Below are 19,799 nucleotides of genomic sequence, written 5' to 3'. Positions count from 1 at the left end.
TAGGATGAGAAACAGAAAAAGAAGTCCGGCGTCGCCAATTGCATTTATCCTTGTGTTGATGCTTCTATTTTCGTTATTTACCCCCGTAGCGTATGCTGCAGAGGGAACAGATGTGACAGATAATCTCACTGAGCAGGAGGTAACGCTGAAGCAAGATGATAAGATATTGACAACTTCTGATAAAATAGACAGCGAAAAAGAACTTTCGGTGGAAATCTCCTTTCGGGTGCCTGTAATAGGTGATGAACCAACTCCTGCAAATCCTGTTAATGCAGGTGATACAGCTCGTTTTGAGGTGAGCGATAAATTTGCTTTAATGGCGAGCAGTACAGGATCAAAGGAATTAAAATTTGGCACTATTACGGTTGGGCATCTTACACTTGTAAGCGGCACTGGTTCGGAAGCGGGTAAAGTGTTTGCCGAAGTCCAATTTGACGGAGATGAGCTATTGTTTGATGGTAGCGACCCTACTCTTAATACGGTTAAATGTCAATTCACCGCAAATTTAAAATATGATAAAACCGGTGATGACGGCACAGAGAAGGATGTAACCGTTAGTATTTTGGAGAAAAACTTCACTGTACATGTAGCGGAAGCTCCAGTTGAATATACAGTGGTAAAATCGGGGACTGTAAATCTAGCCGAAAGGCAGGTTGAATGGAATGTAACAGTGGGAGCAGTAAAGGCCGGCAATCCTATTGATCTGGAAGGTTACAAGTTTGTGGATGATTTAAGCAAGGTGGGCAGTTATGTTGCGGATACTTTTGCAGTCAGTGGGATAGTCTCACCGACGCCTGATTATACGGGTTCTATACTAAGTTATATTTTCCCGAAAGGCTCTACAAGCCCAAAAAATATTAGTTTTGTAACCAAAATACCCGAGGACAAGTATTATGGTAGTGGAGAGCAATCGATTATGAACAAAGCCGTTCTGAAGGATAGCTCTGATGTTCTGAAAAAAGATGCTTTGGGAACTGTTCAATTCACTCCTCCGAAATGGATTGAAAAAACTGGTTTGCCAAGTGATACAGGAGGAAGTACTTATATTCCTACAGGGCGTACCATCGCATGGACCATTACCGCTAACCACGAAGGAGCATCTCTTAAAAACGTCGTGATTACCGATGTACTGAATCCTGGTCTGACCTGGGTATCAGCGAAATGGGAAGAAGAAACTGCTCCTGATACATGGGCAGAAATAAAGACATTTCCTTCGACACCTGTGGATGGGAAATATGAAATCGGCGATATTAACAGGAAAGGTCGTTTACTCCTTATTACCAGTGTAGCGGATGATACAAACGGCACGACGACAATCACAAAATATACAAACAAGGCTAGCATTAGTTGGGACGGTTCTCCCGGTTCTGATGGTTTGACAACAGGTGATATTGGGGTGAATATCGGATATAATGCAATTACTAAAACCGGAACGGTAAATGTCAAAGATCGTACTGTGAAATGGACGTTGAAGGTGGACGCAAAAGGGCAGAGCAGCCTTGACAATCTTAAGGTATATGATCTTCTGGTTTATGGAAACAGCACTAGTGGGTTTGATAAGGCAACAGCTACTGGTTGGCCTGCAGGGATTAACACTTCAGACATTACAAATATTCGGTATGACCAGAAATACAACGGCAACTTTACCAACATAGGACCGACGCTTGTTTCGGCGCCTACTGTGCATACTATAATGCAAGATGGTAAACCGGTTGCAGATCTACTTGTATTCACGGGTCTGTCGGGTACGCAGGTCAATGAATTTACCTTTGATACCCTCGTCCTGAATCCAGATATCTTTGCTAGTAACACCAGCAAGCAGATATACAATACAGCCATGCTGTTCAACGGTACGACAAAGCTTACAGAGGTGACGGCAAATCCTTCTTATAATAGTAGGGTGCTTGCTAAAGAAATGCTTAAACGCGAGGCTCATAATGATCCCGCAGATGGGGTCAACAACATTACAACAACAGCATCCGACGGCTTTCACTACATAGACAAATCAGTGATTTTTCGCCTCAGCGTTAACGCTAATGGTCTGAACTGGACAGGAGCTGACATAAATGCGGTTGGTGATAAGTTAGGGTCTGCAATTGCCACCGACACGCTGCCAGCTGACTGGGAGTTTGTGGAGATTCTCCCCGGAAAAGACTTTCTAATTTTCGAGGGAATTCCAAATACAACTGGAACCTTGCAGGCTTCTGGTACAGCACTAGCCAATGTGACTGGACTAACACCAGTATTTGAGAAAGGTATAAATCCTCAGACAGCCACCTTTACCTTTTCTACACTGGATAAGCCTTATGTTATTTTGGTAAAGGCGAAACCTAAAGCAGATAAAATAGAGGATTACTTTGATACAAATAAGATTACGACAGAAGAAAATAGTCTGGGTTTAAAAGCTGAAAACTGGCAGCCAGGAGTATCCGTTAAACGAGCTGTTTCCATAGTGAATAAAGTACTGGATAAGACCAATGCATTACTGGAGGCTGGACAAGTAAAATGGACAGTGGAATACAAATCCTACGATTTAACGAAGAATGGTGAAAGAAGAATCGAGGATAAGCTGCCTATGGGACTAGAATTGCGAACCGATAATGCCGGTACATTGCTGGTCAACGGCAATATCACAGCGAACGAAATGTTGCTTAAAGCGGATGGAACGTACCAGATAGGAACTCCAGTGGCTTTGAATCTCGGTGATAATCTTTCGTATGACAACGAAACACGGATTCTGACTTTCAAAATACCAGATAGTAGTAAGGCTTATCGACTGACCTACATTACGGATGTCACCGGCATAGTGGGTACGGTATTAAATCATGTGAAGTTGATTGGTAGCAGTGGAGATGTTGAAGCAACTGGAACAGATTATGCCATTTCTGAACAAGATGGTTTTGCTACTCTACAGAGAAACGGCTGGCTAGAAATCACCAAGACTGATGGTTCAAGTCTTCCTCTTGCCGGAGCGGAATTCACGCTTTACGCCCAGGATGGTAAGACGGTCATTCGTAAGGGAACAACCGGAATTGATGGCAAACTCATACTGAAGGTTATTCCTGACGGAACGTATCTGCTTAAGGAGACAAAAGCGCCGGTAGGATATTCGCTGGAAGGCGTGATTCACACTATTACAGTAACGACTGTAAGTACTACAGTTAGCTCTTCCATTGATGGAAAGACAGGAGCGAATTCCAACAAGCTCTCTGTAATAGATTTTGCGGACAACACAGTAGGAAACCTGACGATTCAAAAAATCGTTGCAGGTAATGCCAATGAAAATAGAGCTTTCGAATTTATAATAGAATTTTTTAATGCTGATGGCTCGATGAACATTAACTCCTATCAATATATTAATAAAGACGGTTTGCTGTCTGGAGTAATCCAAAGCGGAGATAGGTTTTACCTTAAAGACAGTGATGCCATTACCATCAACGGACTACCCAAGGATTTGAAGTATGTCGTAACGGAAAAGGATTATTCCAGTGATGGATATACCACCACCCATACAGGTGAAAAGGGAATAATTGACACAAATAAAACTCATACTGCTGTCTTTACAAACACTAAAAAAAATAGTAATGGTGGTGGCAGTGGTGGCAGTGATGGTGGCAAAACTACTACGCCTGGAGGAGTAACGACACCAGGTTCCATTACCACACCTGAGGCAATTCTGGGAAGTTTAAAAATCATAAAAGTGGATGGAGAAAATCCTTCACAGGCTTTATCTGGTGCTACTTTTGAACTGATTGATGAAAGTAAGAATCTCATTCAAACATCTAAGTTAACAGATAAGAATGGAGTTGTAATTTTTGAGCAATTGGAGCTGGGTGTAGAATATTCTCTAAGAGAAAAATTTGCGCCAGCAGGATATAAGAAAAGCAGTAAGGAGTATTCTTTCCAATTGACAGATCAGGCAGGAAAACGTGATGTTACCGTTCAATTCAAAAATTATAAGATAGAAAGTGGAGAAATTTCTCAAATTGATCCTGAAGAAGTACCGGCAGGATGGATTATTGATGAAGATGTTCCTATGGGCCCAGCAGATTTGGATGATACTCCTAAGACAGGGGTCAGCTTAATATCAATAAACTTTATAATCTTTTTAGCTGTTCTTTCAGTAATCGGACTAATTCTGACAGAAGTTTTAAGAAGAAGAAAATTGCAGTCCTAGATAAGAGTAAGTGAGAAGAGGCTTTAAAGAAAATTAATATAGGAATAAAGCTATAAAATAAGTAGAAAGGTGGTGTTTAAATTGAAATTAAAAATTTTAACCATCACCTTTCTTCTTTTATTTTTATTCAGTACTTCTTATCTTATGTATACTTCCGTGAAATCCTATTATTCAGATGAGATGCAGAAAGAAATGAGTGAAAATATTCGAGAGGATAACGTATCACATATAAAAAAAATAAAAGGAACTGAAATATTACCAAAGTTCCTAACTAACTATGAGAAAAATCCACAGTTTGCAGGTTGGATTAGAATAGATGATACCATGATAGATTACCCAGTTATGAAACCAATAGAAGATAATAATTTTTATCTTACGCATGGTCCGGATAGGAAAAAAAGTAAATATGGGGCCATTTATTTGGACATATCCAGTAACCTTCTAAGCTCAAGTACCAACTGGATTATTTACGGACATTACTTTGCGGATGGGAGCATGTTTGGAATGCTCAAAAACTACAAAAACCAAGATTTTTATAAAAAACATCCTTTTATTCAATTTGATACTATATATGAAGAGGGTGTTTATGAAATTATTGCAGTTTTTGTTTCGCAAGTATACAGAAAAAATCAAGATGTCTTCAAATACTATCAATATACGAATATAGAGACAAAAGCAAAATTTGATGAGTATGTTAGCAATATTGAGAAACTGTCTCTTTATCAAACGGGGAGAACAGCTGAGTACGGAGACTCACTAATCACCCTTTCAACCTGCGACTACTGGACTGAAAATGGGAGGCTTGCTGTTGTAGCAAAAAGAGTTGATAGCACTGACTAATATACTATCATGAAGTAAGTTACATTAATGCTGAACAGAATCTAATAATCAATTTGAATATCAGTTCACAATATGATGCAAAAAGAACGGTAGACTTTATTATTAATCAAAAAGCGATTACACGTAAATAGAAGGACATTAGTCGGAGGATACTATCCATGACGAAAGTGATAGAAGATAATGAAAATTATACTCTTTTTCCCAAAGTATATATAACCCGTGCGCAAGTGGCAATCATTATAAAAAATCTTTTGCAGAAATCAGACCTAATATGATAAAAAATTTTATGACAGCTCTTTATTAAGGAGCGGTTAAAATAGAGTGGTAAAGAATATTGATTATCAATTTCTTGTCACTCTGTTTTTGCTTATATATGATAATGAACTATTTTAAAATATTTCAGAAAAACTTCAGATTACTGTGTTAAAATAATGCAAAAGAGGTAATGTAATGGATATTCAGATTTTAGTTGTAGAAGATGATAAACATATTTGTGACACAGTTAAAACCTTTCTTCAAAATGAAGGATTTTCTGTTGACACTGCTTGTAATGGTGAAACTGCTTTGGAAATGTTTTATGACAAAAACTATCATCTTGCGATTCTTGACATTTTACTTCCCAATTTAAATGGACAAGAACTTTTGAAAGAATTTAGAAAGATTAGTAATGCGCCGATTTTGATGATGACGGCATTGTCAGATGATATAAATCAGTTGACAGCTTTTCAAAATGAAGCCGATGATTATGTGATTAAGCCTTTTTCTATGCTGATTCTTATAAAACGAGTAGAAGCATTGCTGAGAAGAAGCGGTTTGCTTAAAAAAGAAATCAGCGTTGGAAAATTGTCTTTATTTACAGAATCTTTTAAGGCTGTTTATGATAAAACAGAATTACCTCTTACTTTGAGAGAATTTGAAATTTTACTTTTACTTGCACAAAATAAAGGAAAAGTTATTTCACATGAGACATTTTTGACAAAAATATGGGGCTATGATTATGATGGCGATGAGGGAATTGTACATACACACATTAAAAATCTGAGAAGCAAATTGCCTGTTAATGTAATAAAAACAATTAGAGGAATTGGATATTGTTTGGAGGAAGAAGCATGATTGTAAAGAAATTTGGATTCTTTGGAAAGGTTTTTTTATATACCTTGCTTTTTCTTTTACTTACAATAGGCATTACTGTAATGGTTTTTGCACAGCAGTTTAAAGACTTTTATGATTATCTTCAAGTACAGCAGTATAATACTATTTTTCAACCATTAAAAGTAAGCATTTCAAAAGATTTCGGAATTGACCAGATTGTAAAATCGGCAAATGAATTTCATGATAAGAATCAAGCGTTTCCGTTTAGTATTGAAAACAAAGATGGATATGTGGTTTATACAACAAAAATTACAAGTGATAGTGAAGAATCCTTGAATTCAGATAATTTAGAACGACAGAAAAAAAGTGCCATAATTTCGAATGAAATTGATTCTAAAAGGGACACAACTTCAGGGACAGCTACAATTGATTCCAATAATAGTGAAAAAATAAAATTAGAAATTCAAGATAAAAATACTAAAGATGGCATAAAATCTGTGGCGATTGAACCAAATAATGAATCATATATATGTAGTGATATAGATAAAACACAAGATAATGTTGAGACGGTTACTATTAGTTTGGATGATGATATGATTATTTGTACTGAAGTGGTAACAGGCAGTGAAGATATATATAAGAAGTTTATAAAAAAAGCAGTATTTATTTTGTGTCTTTTGCTCTGTGCCAGCATTGCAGGAGCAGTATTGTTTGCAAGAGGAATTACAAGCCCAATCAAAAAATTGGCTAATGATACTCGTAAGATGGCTTGCCTTGAAGAGGTTTCACTATCCTTTTCAAGAGAGGATGAAGTAGGACAGCTGGCCAAGGACGTTCATAATATGTATGAAAAATTGAAATATACTATATCAAAACTGCAAGATGAAATTACTCATGGAAAAGAAATGGAAGAAAATCAAAGATATTTCTTTTCGGCTGCTTCACATGAACTTAAAACACCTATTGCTGCAGCTTCTGCACTTTTAGAGGGAATGATAGCAGGAATAGGAGATTACAATAATCACCCAAAGTACTTGCGGGAATGTTTAAGTATGATGGGTGTTCAGAATCGAATTATAACTGAAATTCTTGAAATTGTTAAACTTTCTGATGAAAGAATTGCTCCGCATAAAGAAAATGTAAATCTTTTGGATATTATCCATTCCTTATTGCCAGAGTATACTACGCTTGCGGATAAAAAGGAACAAAGCATCATTATCAATGTACCAGAAAATGTTTTTTGTTTTACTGATCGGAAAATGATAAGTAATGTTTTTTCAAATGTAATAATGAATGCTATTCAAAACTCACCAAGTAGAGAGATAATCCGCATTTGGAGCGAAGTGCAGGATGATAATACTATTCGTTTTTGTATTCTTAATACTAATTCTCATATAGATGAAGAAACAAGGGAAAAATTGTTTCAGCCATTTTATAGAGTGGACAAAGCTAGAAGTAGGGACGATGGGCGTGGAGGATTAGGTTTAACCATTGTGAAAAAAATACTTGATTCATTACATATTACATTTGCTTTGGAGATGCAAAACAAAGATGTGATTTTTTGGATGGAAATACCCATTCATGAATAAATATATATTGGATAAATATGGGATGCCACTGCTAAGTTATAATCTAGCAGTGGTATTTTTTATGTGTTGTTATACTTGAATTATCTGTAATAGGATGTAGACTAAAAAAATATTCCTCTACAGAATAACTACAGAAAAATTTCAGATAGGATACAGGTTAAGCATGTATCCTATATAGGAAATAATTTGAAATAATTAATGGAGGTGTATTATGAAAAAATGGATTGCAGTTTTATGTGCTGTTACTCTTGTAATTTCAGCAACAGGTTGCGAACAATCAGAAGAAGAAACGGTGAAAAATATATTAAATGAAAAGTTATCAGGGGAGATTACAGTATCGTGTTATGATACGATGTCTTATAAAGATGCTCTTGAAAAGGCTGCAAAAGCTTTTGAAAAAAAGAATCCCGGTACGAAAATAAATATAGAATGCTTTGCTCCAATGCCTGAACAAAAGGAGATGGAAGATGGAGGCGCAACTATTGTGACGATGACAGCGGGTGATGATGAGCAGCAGCGTACTGATTATATCAGTAAAATTAATACGGAATTAATGAGCGGAAAAGGTTCAGATATTTTGGCTATGGATGTTCTGCCTTATTATAAATATGCAGATGGTGGCCAGCTTGAAAATCTGCAGAACTATATGGATGCTGACAGCAGCTTTGATATTAAAGATTATCGAAAAAATATACTGGATGCAATGGAATATAAAGGGGGTCAGTATATCCTGCCTTTGGATTACATGTTTTATTATCTTACATATGATACTTCTTTATTTGATGAAAATGAAAAACAAAGTCTGCAAAATAACAGCAAGTTTACATATAATCAATTGATTGAAGCGGGGAAGATACCTTTTCAACGTGTAAATAAGAATTCTGATGGCCAAATAAAAATGTTTGATGAATTTGCTGATGCAGGAATGCTTAGAGAATTACTTTCAGCGGATTATGAAAAGTTCATTGATGTAAAAAACAGAAAAGTAAATTTGACAGACGGAAGCTTTGTGAAGCTATTGAAATCAGTAAAAAAATATGGAGAAGATGGTTATTTGAAATTGGATTCAGGTTCTAATGAATTTTCTATGGAAGACTATAAAAAAATGACTCAAGCAAAGTATATCTATAGAACTAAGGGGAATTTTTTTCTACTAGATGAGGCTTTTAAAAGAGTAGGAATAGATCCAGAAAACTCGTTTGATGTTATGGCTGGAGATGAAAGTAATGATAAATTACTGGGGCTTTTGACAAATAAGGAAGGTAATATTAACTTTAAATATACGCAGGCTTATGGAATCAATTCTAATTCGGAGAATAAAGGTTTAGCGTGGGCATTTATCAAATTCCTTATAGATGGTAATACACAATCGTTTTCTATTGGTCTGCCTATTAATAATGAAGCTTGTTTGGAAAAATGTAAGTCGGATATTTTGGGGCTGTCGCTTGGCGAGAATACTATGGATCAACAAGGCAAGGAGTTAACTGAGGAACAGAAAAAAGTGTACGAGACTTATAAAAAATTAATTGAGAAATATTCTGCATCTTTAAATTGCTGCCCAATTAAAGACGATACTATAGATACAATGATTGAAAAAGAAGTATCATACTATTTTGATGGTTCAAAAACAGCAAATGAAGTAGCAAATATTTTGCAGAAAAAAATAGAGTTATATCTAAATGAATAAATTAGAAGAAATAGGAAAACTAAATAAATTTAAAATAAAGAAATCTAGTAAAATCTTAAAAAAACACAAAATCGATCCTGCGTTTTTATTCTTGCTTGCAGGCTTCGCAGGATTGATTATGTTTTATATATGGCCATTTTTTGTGTCCATGGGATATGCTTTTATGGATAAAACGGTAAACGGCTCTTTTGTTGGTCTTAGAAATTTTATTGAATTATTTCATAACAAACCTTATCTTTTGGGTTTAAAAAACACATTAATTTTTATTGGAATCAGTGTCCCTTTGGGTATGTTCTTATCTTTGATGGTAGCAATGCTGATTAACCGGATAAAGAAGTATAAAGAATTATTTGTTTTGGTTTTTCTCATACCTCTGGTGATTCCGTCAGGTTCAATGGTGTTTTTCTGGAAGGCATTGTTTATGAATCAAGGTTATGTCAATTCGATACTGAATACAGTTGGGCTTAAGGGTATTAATTGGCTTGAAACTTCAGCTTCGCTGTATGTTATAGCAGTTATCTTTATTTGGAAGAATCTTGGTTACAATATGGTTTTATTCATGGCAGGACTTCATAATATTCCAAAGGAAAATTATGAAGCTGCCACTGTTGACGGTGCCAATGAAGTTAAGACTTTCTTTTATATAACCTTACCGGGGTTGGTATCAATGATTGTACTTGTTGCAATTATGTCTATTGTAAATTCCTTTAAGGTATTTAAAGAAATTTACCTGATAACAGGAAAATATCCTCATGAAAGCATCTATATGCTTCAGCATTTCATGAACAATATGTTTTACTCATTGAATTATCAAAAACTGACAACAGCTACAAGTATAATGGTTTTAATTATCACATTACTGGTTCAGTTTTTATTCTGGTTTGAAAGGAGGCATGGGGAATGAGCCAAAAACTACAAAATATGGTCATTATGGGGATATTGACTGTGCTGGGAGTACTGTTTTTGATTCCTCTTATTGTGACCATTACAAATTCTTTTATGCCGGGAAATGATATCATAACCCATTATACTACAACGCTTTCGGTTTTTGATTTAGTAAATGGGGTAAAGGAAAAGTTTATACAGATTCCACTAATTCCAAGCCAGATTACAGTTTCACAATATAAGAATGCGTTGATTGATCAGCCTGTATTTTTAATACTTTTGGCAAATTCTCTTAAGATTACAGTACCAGTAGTTATTGGAAATGTTATCATATCTGTGCTTAGCGCATATGGATTTACAATTTGGCAATGGAAGCATAAAGAAAAAGTTTTTTTAATTTATATTATAGTAATGCTTCTGCCGCTTCAGGCAGTTTTAGTACCAAACTATATTGTAGCTGATAAACTTGGCTTGACAACCAGTTACCTTGCTATAATTCTTCCCGGAATATTTTGTCCTTTCGGTACATTTTTGCTCAGGCAGACTATGAAGGGAATACCTAAGGAATACTTTGAAGCCGCACAGGTGGATGGAGCAAGTGCACTTTATATTTTTTGTCATATAGGTTTGCCTGAAATGAAATCCGGCATTGCGGCTTTATCCATGCTGGTATTTATAGAATATTGGAATATTGTAGATCAGGTAATTATCTTTATCAAAGAATATTACAGGGAACCGCTTTCTGTATTTCTTTCTATGATACCTTCAGAAAACATCAGCTTAATTTTTGCGGTATCTACAGTTTATATGCTTCTGCCTCTTTGGTTTTTAACCATTGGACAGAAAGACTTAGAAAAAGGAATTGAATTGTCGGGAATAAAATAGAAAAAAGGAAGTTGCCATGAATAATTTGGATCATTTAAAAAAAAGAATCAATATAAAAACAATAGGAGCAGTAATTATAATTTTGATTCTAATTCTCACTTTTGTTTCAAAAACGGTGTATAACTATAACCTGCCTGTTGTAACAGCAACAACTCCGTTAAAGGGAAAGCTGGACAAGTTAGAAATGGTTAAAGGAATTGCAGAATGTGCAGATAAGGTTGAAGTGTATACTGATAACGGAGGAAATGTGGAAGAGATTTTTGTTAAACAGGGGGATTATGTTAAGATGGGGCAGCCGATTGCAAGATTATCATTATCAAAAGAAGAAATATCCCAAAATAGAGAAAAGTCTTATGAACTTCAGCAGGTGAAAATGGATATTAAAAATATAGAAAATGATTGCAGGGACTTAAAAATGCTGTATGAAGCAGGTGCTGTTCCGAGGGGCGATTATGATAAAGTAGATAGAGAGCTTCAATCTCTTTATGTTAAGAGACAGAAGCTTATGCTTGAATATCAGGACCTTTCTCAATCGGAGTCAATGACAATATATGCTCCTGACAATATAATGGTTTCGGAATTATCGGTTCATGAAGGTCAAAAAGTAAATAGTGGAGAGCTTATTGCAAAATGTGGATTATCTGAGGATTTTAAAATAAATTGCAGTATTGCATTAGAGAACAATTTTATTGTGGAGGGAGACAAGTGCAAGCTTGAAAATTCATCACATTCTTTTGAGGGAACTGTTAATGAAGTAAAAGCAGAAGAAGGGAACAAAACTGTATCTGTATTGATTAAATCAGATAAAGTGAAAGCAGGAGAAACCTTTGATGTTAAGTTTGAGAAGAAAAGCAGCGAATCTCATACACTTGTACCAAACGGTACATTGAATAAGGACAGTGATGGATATTTTGTGTATCAGATAAAACAAAGAAAGGGTATGCTTGGAGAAGAATTTTATGTTGAAAAGCTGAAAGTGTATATTGGTGATAACGACAATGAGAATACCATAATAACAAAAGGAATTACATTTTTTGAACCGGTTGTATTGCTTTGCAATAAGGAAATATTAGCAGGAGATACTGTAATACTTGAAAATGAAGGTGATTTCTTTGCAAAGTAAACTTAAAATTATTTTACGGATATTTGCAGTAGCTTTCTTAATATGTCTGCTGCTCATATCTGCTCATGTGAAACTTATGAACTGTGATGATTTGCTATTAGTAATGCCAATTCCATCAAATACATCGGAAATCAATGCGGAAGCTTTAGAAAAGCTTAATGGGGATTCATTTCTTTTGACTTATGAAATTATATCGAAGGAAAGTATAAAAGCTTTAAACAAAAATTATGAAGTAAATTTGAAAAAAACTAACTATTCATATCCTTTTACTATGAAAAACAATCTTATCAAAGGTTCTTTTTTTACAGAACAGGATCAAAAGGAACGAAAAAAATCTGCTGTTTTAAATAAGGCTGCTTCCTATGCAATGTTCGGAAATATTAATATATGCGGAAGTAAGATAAATACGGGTCAGGATGAGTATACAGTTACGGGTGTGATAGAAGATAAAAGTGAGAAAGAGAGTATTTACGTTCCGGCTGCTTGTTCAGGTGCGAATCCAGATTCCTTTGCTGTTAAAATGGAAGCCAATATAACAGAAGAACAAGTAAAAAATAAATGTAAATCAGCAATAATGGATGAAAATGATTATAGTTTTACTTATCTAAAAAAATTGGAGGGATTGGTTTATAAAATATCTTTCAGTGGATTGAAATTTGCGGTTATCAGTATTTTGATTTTTATTTATAAAATAAGTCAAGTTAGATTCAGGGAAAATTTAAATAATATAAGAAGTTTAGCAAAACAAATTTATATAATAGAGCTGGTTCGGGATCATTTTAAAGAAGTTTTAGAAGCCGTTTTTCTTTTGATCGGAATGGTATTAACCATTATTCTGATTTTGAATATTACCATTAGCTTTATCGAGTATTTCTTGCTTTTCAGTGATTATATGCCGTTTATGAAGTTTAATGATTCTTCTGATTTTAGTATAATAGCTTCAAATTTAAAGCTGAATATTTATATATCACTTATTATAATAATAGGATTTTTTACAAATATCATTATAATTTTAATACAAGAATTACATTCATTGGGAGAAGAAAACAATGTCAGAGATTATAATTAAAAATTTAAAAAAAATTTATTCAGGCAATGTTACAGCAGTTCATGATTTCAATTTGGAGATAGCTGATAAGGAGTTTATTGTACTGGTAGGACCGTCAGGCTGCGGAAAATCAACTACACTTCGAATGATCGCAGGACTTGAAGAAATAAGCGCTGGAGAAGTATACATAGGAGACAAACTGGTAAATGATGCAGCACCAAAGGACAGAGATATTGCTATGGTATTCCAGAACTACGCTTTATATCCACATATGACAGTATTTAAAAACATGGCCTTTGGACTTACTTTAAGAAAGCTTCCTAAAAAAGAAATAAAACAAAAGGTTGAGGATGCAGCTAAAATTCTGGGTATTGAACATCTCCTTGACAGAAAGCCAAAGGCTCTTTCTGGAGGGCAGCGCCAGCGTGTAGCACTGGGGCGTGCTATGGTTCGAGAACCGGCAGTGTTTTTACTTGATGAGCCTCTGTCAAATTTGGATGCTAAACTGAGGAATCAAATGCGTACAGAAATTTTAAAGCTGCACAAAGATTTGGAAACTACTTTTATTTATGTTACTCATGATCAGACGGAAGCTATGACCATGAGTGATCGAATGGTAGTAATGAAGGATGGATATATTCAGCAGATTGGTACTCCGCAAGAGTTGTACAATAGCCCTTGCAACGTTTTTGTTGCAGGGTTTATCGGAACACCTCAGATGAATTTTTTTAATGGAAAAATTATAAAAACAGGAGACAAATATGGCACTGAATTTTCAGGACATTACATAGAATTTGCAGAGAACAGAAAAGAGAAACTTGCTCAGTATGAGGGAGGAGAAGTTATATTAGGTATTCGTCCTGAGGATATTCTTGTTCGGAAAGCAGCTGATTCAGAGTCTATTAAGATGAAACTAGAATTAGTAGAACATCTCGGTTCAGAGATGTATCTGCATTGTGCATTAAGCGAAAGCAAGTTTATAGTTAAGACGCCAGCTATAGAATCTTGTAGGGCTGATAATTTTATTGACTTAACCTTTGACTCAAATAAGATACATATCTTTGACAAGAAGACAGAAAGGACAATTTAAAATACTTTGATGCCAATATAAGTTGACATATTATAAGCACCGTTTTAAATTAATCAAGATATATTTATAAGGCACTGGGACTGTAGTAGTGCTAAATATTTAGTAGCCAGCTCCTTTTTACTGCCAAAATAAATCCCAGTTAAAATATAAATTTCCCACTTTTTGATATTGGTAAAAATCGTATTTTGCTATTTTTATTGATACAACTCAAATTGAGGCATGTACAGAAAAAAGTCTTTGTTGTCTATGCTATTTAAGTACAATGTTTTCTAATTAAGCATAATGATCAAAGTGATTCAATGGGTGTAAGGGTGTAAGAGACGAAGGAATATATATAAAACAAATTATGTTTTGTAAATATATTTGATTTATCTGAATTTAAAATTTTACTGACATGTTTATGATTTATTTTAAAATAGATCTTGCAAAATTTTTTTAATCAAGATATCCTTTATTTTAAGGATATCCTTTATAATTTAAAGGAGGAAATTGATTATATGAATCAGAAAAAAATCGAAGAGCTTGAAAAGACAATAAACAGTGACTATAGTAATATTGCGGGCATTATTGTAAAAAAAAACGGTATAAAATTATATGAAAAATACTTTAATGGATATGCCATTAATAATGCTATTCATGTTGCATCGGTGACAAAGAGTGTTTTTTCTGCGTTAATTGGAATCGCTATTGATAAAGGCTATATTAAAAGTATCAATCGGAAGGTATTGGACTTTTTCCCGGATTACACTGTAGAAATAGGTGAAAAAACAATACAAGGTGTTACAATTAGAAATTTGCTTACTATGACGGCTCCATATAAATATAAGACGGAACCATACGAAAAATTTTTCACAAGCCAGAATCCCACAAAAGATGCACTTGATTTATTAGGCGGGGAGGGAGCTATCGGGGAATTCAATTATTCCGCTATCGGAGGCACCCACCTTTTGTCAGGTATTCTTGTAAGAGCTACAGGACAGTCTATACTAGATTTTGCTACAGAAAAATTATTCTCACCATTGGGAATTAATGTTACGCACAATTTGGTGCTGCGAAATAAAGAAGAACATATGGCCGTTATGAATGATAAAAACACCAGTGGCTGGGTTGTTGACCCGCAAGGAATAAATACAGCAAGCTGGGGACTTTTCCTGACACCTACGGACATGGCAAAAATAGGCCAATTATATCTAAATGGTGGAACGTGGGATGGTAAACAAATTGTGTCAGCTAAGTGGATATCAGAGAGCACAATTGAACATAGCCGATGCTTCCAATGGGGCAATCTGTCCTATGGCTATCTTTGGTGGATCATTGACAAGGATTGCTATGCGGCTCTGGGTGACGGCGGAAATGTGATTTATGTCAATGCAAAGAAAGAAATGGTGATTTCTATTGCTTCTATTTTTATGCCGGATGCTAAGGATAGGATAGAACTTATTAAAGAGTATATTGAACCAATATTTGTAGAAGAGTACTTGCAAAGATAAAACGAGGGACCTTTTTTATAGTACTTTTAAACGCTCCGGCCGCCGCCGGAGCGTTTACATTTTACTAGAGAGCTTTTGACGTTCTATTTTAGAAATTGTTTGTAATTAGTTTGTCAAACTTTATTATTATTCAATCTCTTTCGCATTTCGATATTTTATCATACAAAAAATTGTCAATATTGCTTTAATCCAAACTATTATGAGTAATATAACCCATAAAGCAAAGAAATTACCTCCTGGCAATCTTATATATCCTACAATAGTTACAGTTATTGCAAAAATGACATCAAATATATTAATAAAATTATTTTTAGATATATAATTTTTTCTGTAAAATTCCAACATATAATACTCCTCTTAATTTATACAACATGTCTTATGATTTCTAATTTATTAACACCAATATTGCTATTATAATTACCATTTTCAATTTGTCATATTTCATGGTTATCTACAGCAATTAGTATTTCATTAATAATTGAGTATTTATTAGTATAGTTTACCATCTTTTTATTTCTTTGTAAAATTCAGAAGTTAAAACTATTAAAGAAATCTTTATATAATCTATTAATTATTATCTCTGCGCCTTGTTTTACAATTTCTGTTGTAAATTTTTTTATTGTATCAAATAATTTTGAGTTTTGTATTTCTATACCCAAAACCGCCTGAATAGGCGGCAGGGAATCACAGGTCTTGTAGATCAGATTCAGGAATATCGTTTTCAATGTTGTCACGTGCAAGATCGGTATCGATTACCGGATAGACATCCTCTGGAATTGGTTTATCAATGTTTCCTTCCAAGATAGTTCGGTTTTTAAAATCCATTTTTATCACCTCAAAATTAGGATACCCATGGGAAATAAATATATCCAATGTGTTAGCTTTTATAAAAGTAAGAATATAATTAAAATTGGCACAACAAATTCAAATTGATAAAGTATCTAACCAGTTTGGAAAAAATATTTCAAATTGGGCTAAGAGTTCTGCTGCTTATTGTTTAAAGATGAATATTGTCAAAGGAAGTAGTGGTAAGTTGAGACCTAAAGAATACATGACACGTGCTGAAACAGCCGTTTTGATTAATAAAATGCTTTTATCATTGAATTTGATTTAATCAATAAAAGTATATAATGATGATTATAAAATAGGTAAGAACAAAATGAACTTAATTTCAATATTATATGATGAATGAGTTGGCTGTATTTCTTTTGAATATTAGTATAAAAATTATGATAGCCGACTAAGATTTAAAAAAATTATCAAAAAACAAAGTGGTAAAGAATATTGATTATAAATTTCTTGCTACTTTGTTTTTATTTATAGCAGATAATGAACTATAGCAATTATTAAGACTATATATTTATTTAAAATTACTCTATTTAAAAGGAATTGCCTTATACCAAAATTAAATTAGACGTATAAATAGAATAATCCGTTAATGTTTATTTTAATATTCTTTAATTAGCCCATACATTTTTATATCAAGGACAACTCCGTTTTTGACTGCATTTTTTCGCAAAATGCCTTCACATTGAAAGCCTACCTTTTCAAGAATACAACAAGAAGCAGTATTGTAAGCAAAAGGTTCTGCAAAAATCCTAATAATATCTGTGTGTTCAAAAATATACCGGCAAGTCTGTTTCACTGCACTTACTCCAATCCCTTTTCCCCAATATGGTTCTGCAATGTAATAACCTATTTCACCAGTTCTAAAATGAATATTGTTACACCGAAACACTCCAATGCTTCCGATAGCTTTATCATTTACCGTAATTGCAAAGGCATAAGTTGTATCTTTATCTGCTGACAACATGGATGTAATATATTCTTCTGCATTCTTGACAGTATATGGATAGGGTAATCCATCTCTTAAATTGTCTTGGATTTTCTTGTTATTTAATGTTAATGCTAGGTTTTCTGCATCTTCTATTTGCCATTCTCGTATTTTACAATCCATCTAAATTCCTCCCATTAAATTTGAATTTATAATTTTTTGATCCTTTTGGTCATTAGTATTATTCTATCAAAGACTTGTGATATGAACAACTCTTTTGCTGTCCAAGGATATTATTCAGCCATTCATGCATTAAGAATAGCTCTGCTTGGATAACATAATGCACTTATAGTTTTTTAAGCATTTATTCGATACTTAAAATAATACTTAACAGCCTCTTCCTTTTGTGTATCTGTATATTTTTGGGCTTTCTAGTGAATTTTTTTAAAAATCATTGTCTCTACTAAAGTCATAATACCATTTTTAAGGCATGGATGCGATTAAAGATGCGCTGAGATATTTTGAGATAATATAATATAAATGGGAAGGTTAAGGTAATTTTGAATCTATAAAACATGTTTATTACTAGTAGCATTATCTGGCACAGATTATATATATAAAATATAAAATTAAAAGCTTATAAAATCTTTATAAATATCCTTTATTCTTTTGTTATCACAAGAAGAAAGGATATTTTTTATGAAAAACATATTGGTTACACAAAATTTGTGCAAAAATTTTAAAAAACAAAAAGCAAATAATAATATTTCAATTTCTATAATGGAAAATTCGGTTTATGGGCTGCTTGGTCCGAATGGTGCGGGAAAATCCACTTTATTGAAAACATTAACAGGAATGATAACTCCCACTTCTGGAGAGATTTATTTTAATGGAAGACCATGGAGTCGTAATGATTTATTGTCTATTGGGGCACTTATTGAATCACCTCCAATTTACGAAAATTTGACTGCTCACGAAAACTTAAAAGTAAGAACTTTACTTTACGGTTTACCTGATAGTCGTATTGCCGAGGTTTTGAAAGTTGTAGACCTTAAAAACACAGGAAAAAAGCGTACAGGTCATTTTTCCATGGGAATGAAACAACGTCTTGGCATTGCCATGGCATTGTTAAACAATCCAAAATTACTAATTTTAGACGAACCTACAAATGGACTGGATCCTATTGGGATTGGAGAACTTAGAGAACTCATTCGCTCCCTTCCACAGCAAGGAATTACAGTTATTCTTTCAAGCCACATTTTATCAGAGGTAGAACAGATCGCTGATCATATCGGTATTATTGCCAATGGCAGACTATGGTATGAGGATAAAATTGATGCTGCAAATGATCTGGAAGCACTATTTATGGATGTTGTACGAAAGGCAGGTGAATTTAATGCTTAATTTTGTTAAGTCGGAATGGTTAAAGCAAAAGCATAGTTTTAACAAAGTATTATTGTGGCTGGCTCCACTTATTACAATTTTATTGGCTTTTGCGTTAATGGGGGGAAGTAATCTGCAAAACGGGGCCTATAATTGGTGGTATACGACGCTTTTACCAGGCTGCTTTACAATGTTTTGTGCTTTTACAGCTGCGAGAGAACAAAAAACGAATAGACATGGTTTGTTCGGGGTAGCTGTGCAGAAAAATAAACTTTGGAATGCACAAACCATACTATGCACATTGTTCCTATTCACAACTTGTATGATATTCTTTATAGGAATTACTGCTGGCGGTATGATGTTAGGACATACAATTACTATAGTTTCAAGCTTTTGTGCAAGTATATTGCTGTTTATTACTTTTGCATGGCAAATTCCACTATGGATGTTTGTAACAGAGAAATTGGGAGCATTTACAGCTATTCTGTTTAGTCTGCTGTGTAATTTGGGGATTGCAGTAGTTTGTGCGGTAAAAAGCTTTTGGTGGGTTCCATTTGCTATTCCTGCAAGACTTATGAGCCCTACTATCGGTGTGCTGCCAAATGGATTACAAGTAGAGGCAGGCAGTGAAATGGCCAATGCCAATGTAATTTTGCCTGGGGTATTGATTACTGTTGTTCTTTATGTTTTAGTAACACTTGTTACTTCACTATGGTTTCAGAAACGTGAGGTGTAA

At 34.1% G+C, this 19,799-nt stretch carries 17 protein-coding genes; 14 read left to right on the top strand and 3 right to left on the bottom strand.

Going from position 1 to position 19,799, the window contains the following annotated elements:
• Positions 1–4: 4 nt before the first annotated feature.
• From K292_RS0104920 to K292_RS0104865, 11 genes are all read left to right on the top strand, one after another.
• The gene (locus K292_RS0104920) at positions 5–4,177 is read left to right on the top strand and encodes an MSCRAMM family protein (RefSeq protein ID WP_027398900.1); all 4,173 of its coding nucleotides are present in this window, start codon (positions 5–7) and stop codon (positions 4,175–4,177) included.
• 81 nt (positions 4,178–4,258) lie between these two features.
• Positions 4,259–5,017 carry a class B sortase gene (locus K292_RS0104915; RefSeq protein ID WP_051280344.1) on the top strand — a complete coding sequence of 253 codons (759 nt, stop codon included), beginning with the start codon at positions 4,259–4,261 and terminating at the stop codon, positions 5,015–5,017.
• 450 nt (positions 5,018–5,467) lie between these two features.
• A complete protein-coding gene (locus tag K292_RS0104905) occupies positions 5,468–6,130 on the top strand; it encodes a response regulator transcription factor (protein WP_027398898.1) in 663 nt (220 codons plus the stop codon).
• The gene (locus tag K292_RS17725) at positions 6,127–7,698 is read left to right on the top strand and encodes a HAMP domain-containing sensor histidine kinase (RefSeq protein ID WP_051280340.1); all 1,572 of its coding nucleotides are present in this window, start codon (positions 6,127–6,129) and stop codon (positions 7,696–7,698) included. Before K292_RS0104905 ends, K292_RS17725 begins: the two co-directional genes overlap by 4 nt.
• 211 nt (positions 7,699–7,909) lie before the next feature.
• Positions 7,910–9,385: an ABC transporter substrate-binding protein gene (locus tag K292_RS0104895; protein WP_027398897.1), complete on the top strand. Its 1,476-nt coding sequence runs from the start codon at positions 7,910–7,912 to the stop codon at positions 9,383–9,385.
• On the top strand, positions 9,378–10,289 hold the full coding sequence (locus K292_RS0104890) for a carbohydrate ABC transporter permease (RefSeq protein ID WP_084145899.1): 912 nt from the start codon (positions 9,378–9,380) through the stop codon (positions 10,287–10,289). Before K292_RS0104895 ends, K292_RS0104890 begins: the two co-directional genes overlap by 8 nt.
• Complete coding sequence (locus K292_RS0104885; protein WP_027398895.1) at positions 10,286–11,155, top strand: carbohydrate ABC transporter permease; 870 nt, start codon at positions 10,286–10,288, stop codon at positions 11,153–11,155. Before K292_RS0104890 ends, K292_RS0104885 begins: the two co-directional genes overlap by 4 nt.
• A 16-nt stretch (positions 11,156–11,171) precedes the next feature.
• On the top strand, positions 11,172–12,278 hold the full coding sequence (locus tag K292_RS0104880) for an efflux RND transporter periplasmic adaptor subunit (RefSeq protein ID WP_027398894.1): 1,107 nt from the start codon (positions 11,172–11,174) through the stop codon (positions 12,276–12,278).
• Positions 12,268–13,347 (top strand): ABC transporter permease, encoded by a 1,080-nt coding sequence (locus K292_RS0104875; RefSeq protein WP_169515422.1) that lies wholly within the window; start codon positions 12,268–12,270, stop codon positions 13,345–13,347. The genes K292_RS0104880 and K292_RS0104875 overlap by 11 nt, the downstream gene beginning before the upstream one ends.
• Entirely contained in the window at positions 13,328–14,416 is a 1,089-nt protein-coding gene (locus tag K292_RS0104870; protein ID WP_027398892.1) for an ABC transporter ATP-binding protein, read from the top strand. Before K292_RS0104875 ends, K292_RS0104870 begins: the two co-directional genes overlap by 20 nt.
• Positions 14,417–14,913: 497 nt before the next feature.
• Complete coding sequence (locus tag K292_RS0104865) at positions 14,914–15,906, top strand: serine hydrolase domain-containing protein (RefSeq protein WP_027398891.1); 993 nt, start codon at positions 14,914–14,916, stop codon at positions 15,904–15,906.
• 126 nt (positions 15,907–16,032) lie between these two features.
• Here K292_RS0104865 and K292_RS0104860 read toward each other — a convergent pair whose 3' ends face one another.
• On the bottom strand, positions 16,033–16,251 hold the full coding sequence (locus tag K292_RS0104860) for a hypothetical protein (protein ID WP_027398890.1): 219 nt from the start codon (positions 16,249–16,251) through the stop codon (positions 16,033–16,035).
• Positions 16,252–16,590: 339 nt separating this feature from the next.
• Positions 16,591–16,731 (bottom strand): hypothetical protein, encoded by a 141-nt coding sequence (locus tag K292_RS18800; protein WP_169515421.1) that lies wholly within the window; start codon positions 16,729–16,731, stop codon positions 16,591–16,593.
• A gap of 85 nt (positions 16,732–16,816) precedes the next feature.
• Between K292_RS18800 and K292_RS0104850 the strand changes: the two genes are divergently transcribed.
• Entirely contained in the window at positions 16,817–17,020 is a 204-nt protein-coding gene (locus tag K292_RS0104850; RefSeq protein WP_027398889.1) for an S-layer homology domain-containing protein, read from the top strand.
• Positions 17,021–17,353: 333 nt separating this feature from the next.
• Here the strand turns inward: K292_RS0104850 and K292_RS0104845 are convergent, their stop codons facing one another.
• Positions 17,354–17,863 carry a GNAT family N-acetyltransferase gene (locus tag K292_RS0104845; protein ID WP_027398888.1) on the bottom strand — a complete coding sequence of 170 codons (510 nt, stop codon included), beginning with the start codon at positions 17,861–17,863 and terminating at the stop codon, positions 17,354–17,356.
• Between the two features lie 516 nt (positions 17,864–18,379).
• Here K292_RS0104845 and K292_RS0104840 point away from each other — a divergent pair.
• A complete protein-coding gene (locus K292_RS0104840) occupies positions 18,380–19,084 on the top strand; it encodes a lantibiotic protection ABC transporter ATP-binding protein (protein WP_027398887.1) in 705 nt (234 codons plus the stop codon).
• Positions 19,077–19,799, top strand: a complete 723-nt coding sequence (locus K292_RS0104835) for a lantibiotic immunity ABC transporter MutE/EpiE family permease subunit (protein WP_027398886.1) — start codon at positions 19,077–19,079, stop codon at positions 19,797–19,799. The genes K292_RS0104840 and K292_RS0104835 overlap by 8 nt, the downstream gene beginning before the upstream one ends.

Origin of the sequence: Anaerovorax odorimutans DSM 5092 (assembly GCF_000426305.1) — a bacterium.
Classification (GTDB): domain Bacteria; phylum Bacillota; class Clostridia; order Peptostreptococcales; family Anaerovoracaceae; genus Anaerovorax; species Anaerovorax odorimutans.
Note: the sequence above shows the minus strand (reverse complement) of the source record. Positions and strands in the feature narration are given on the sequence as shown.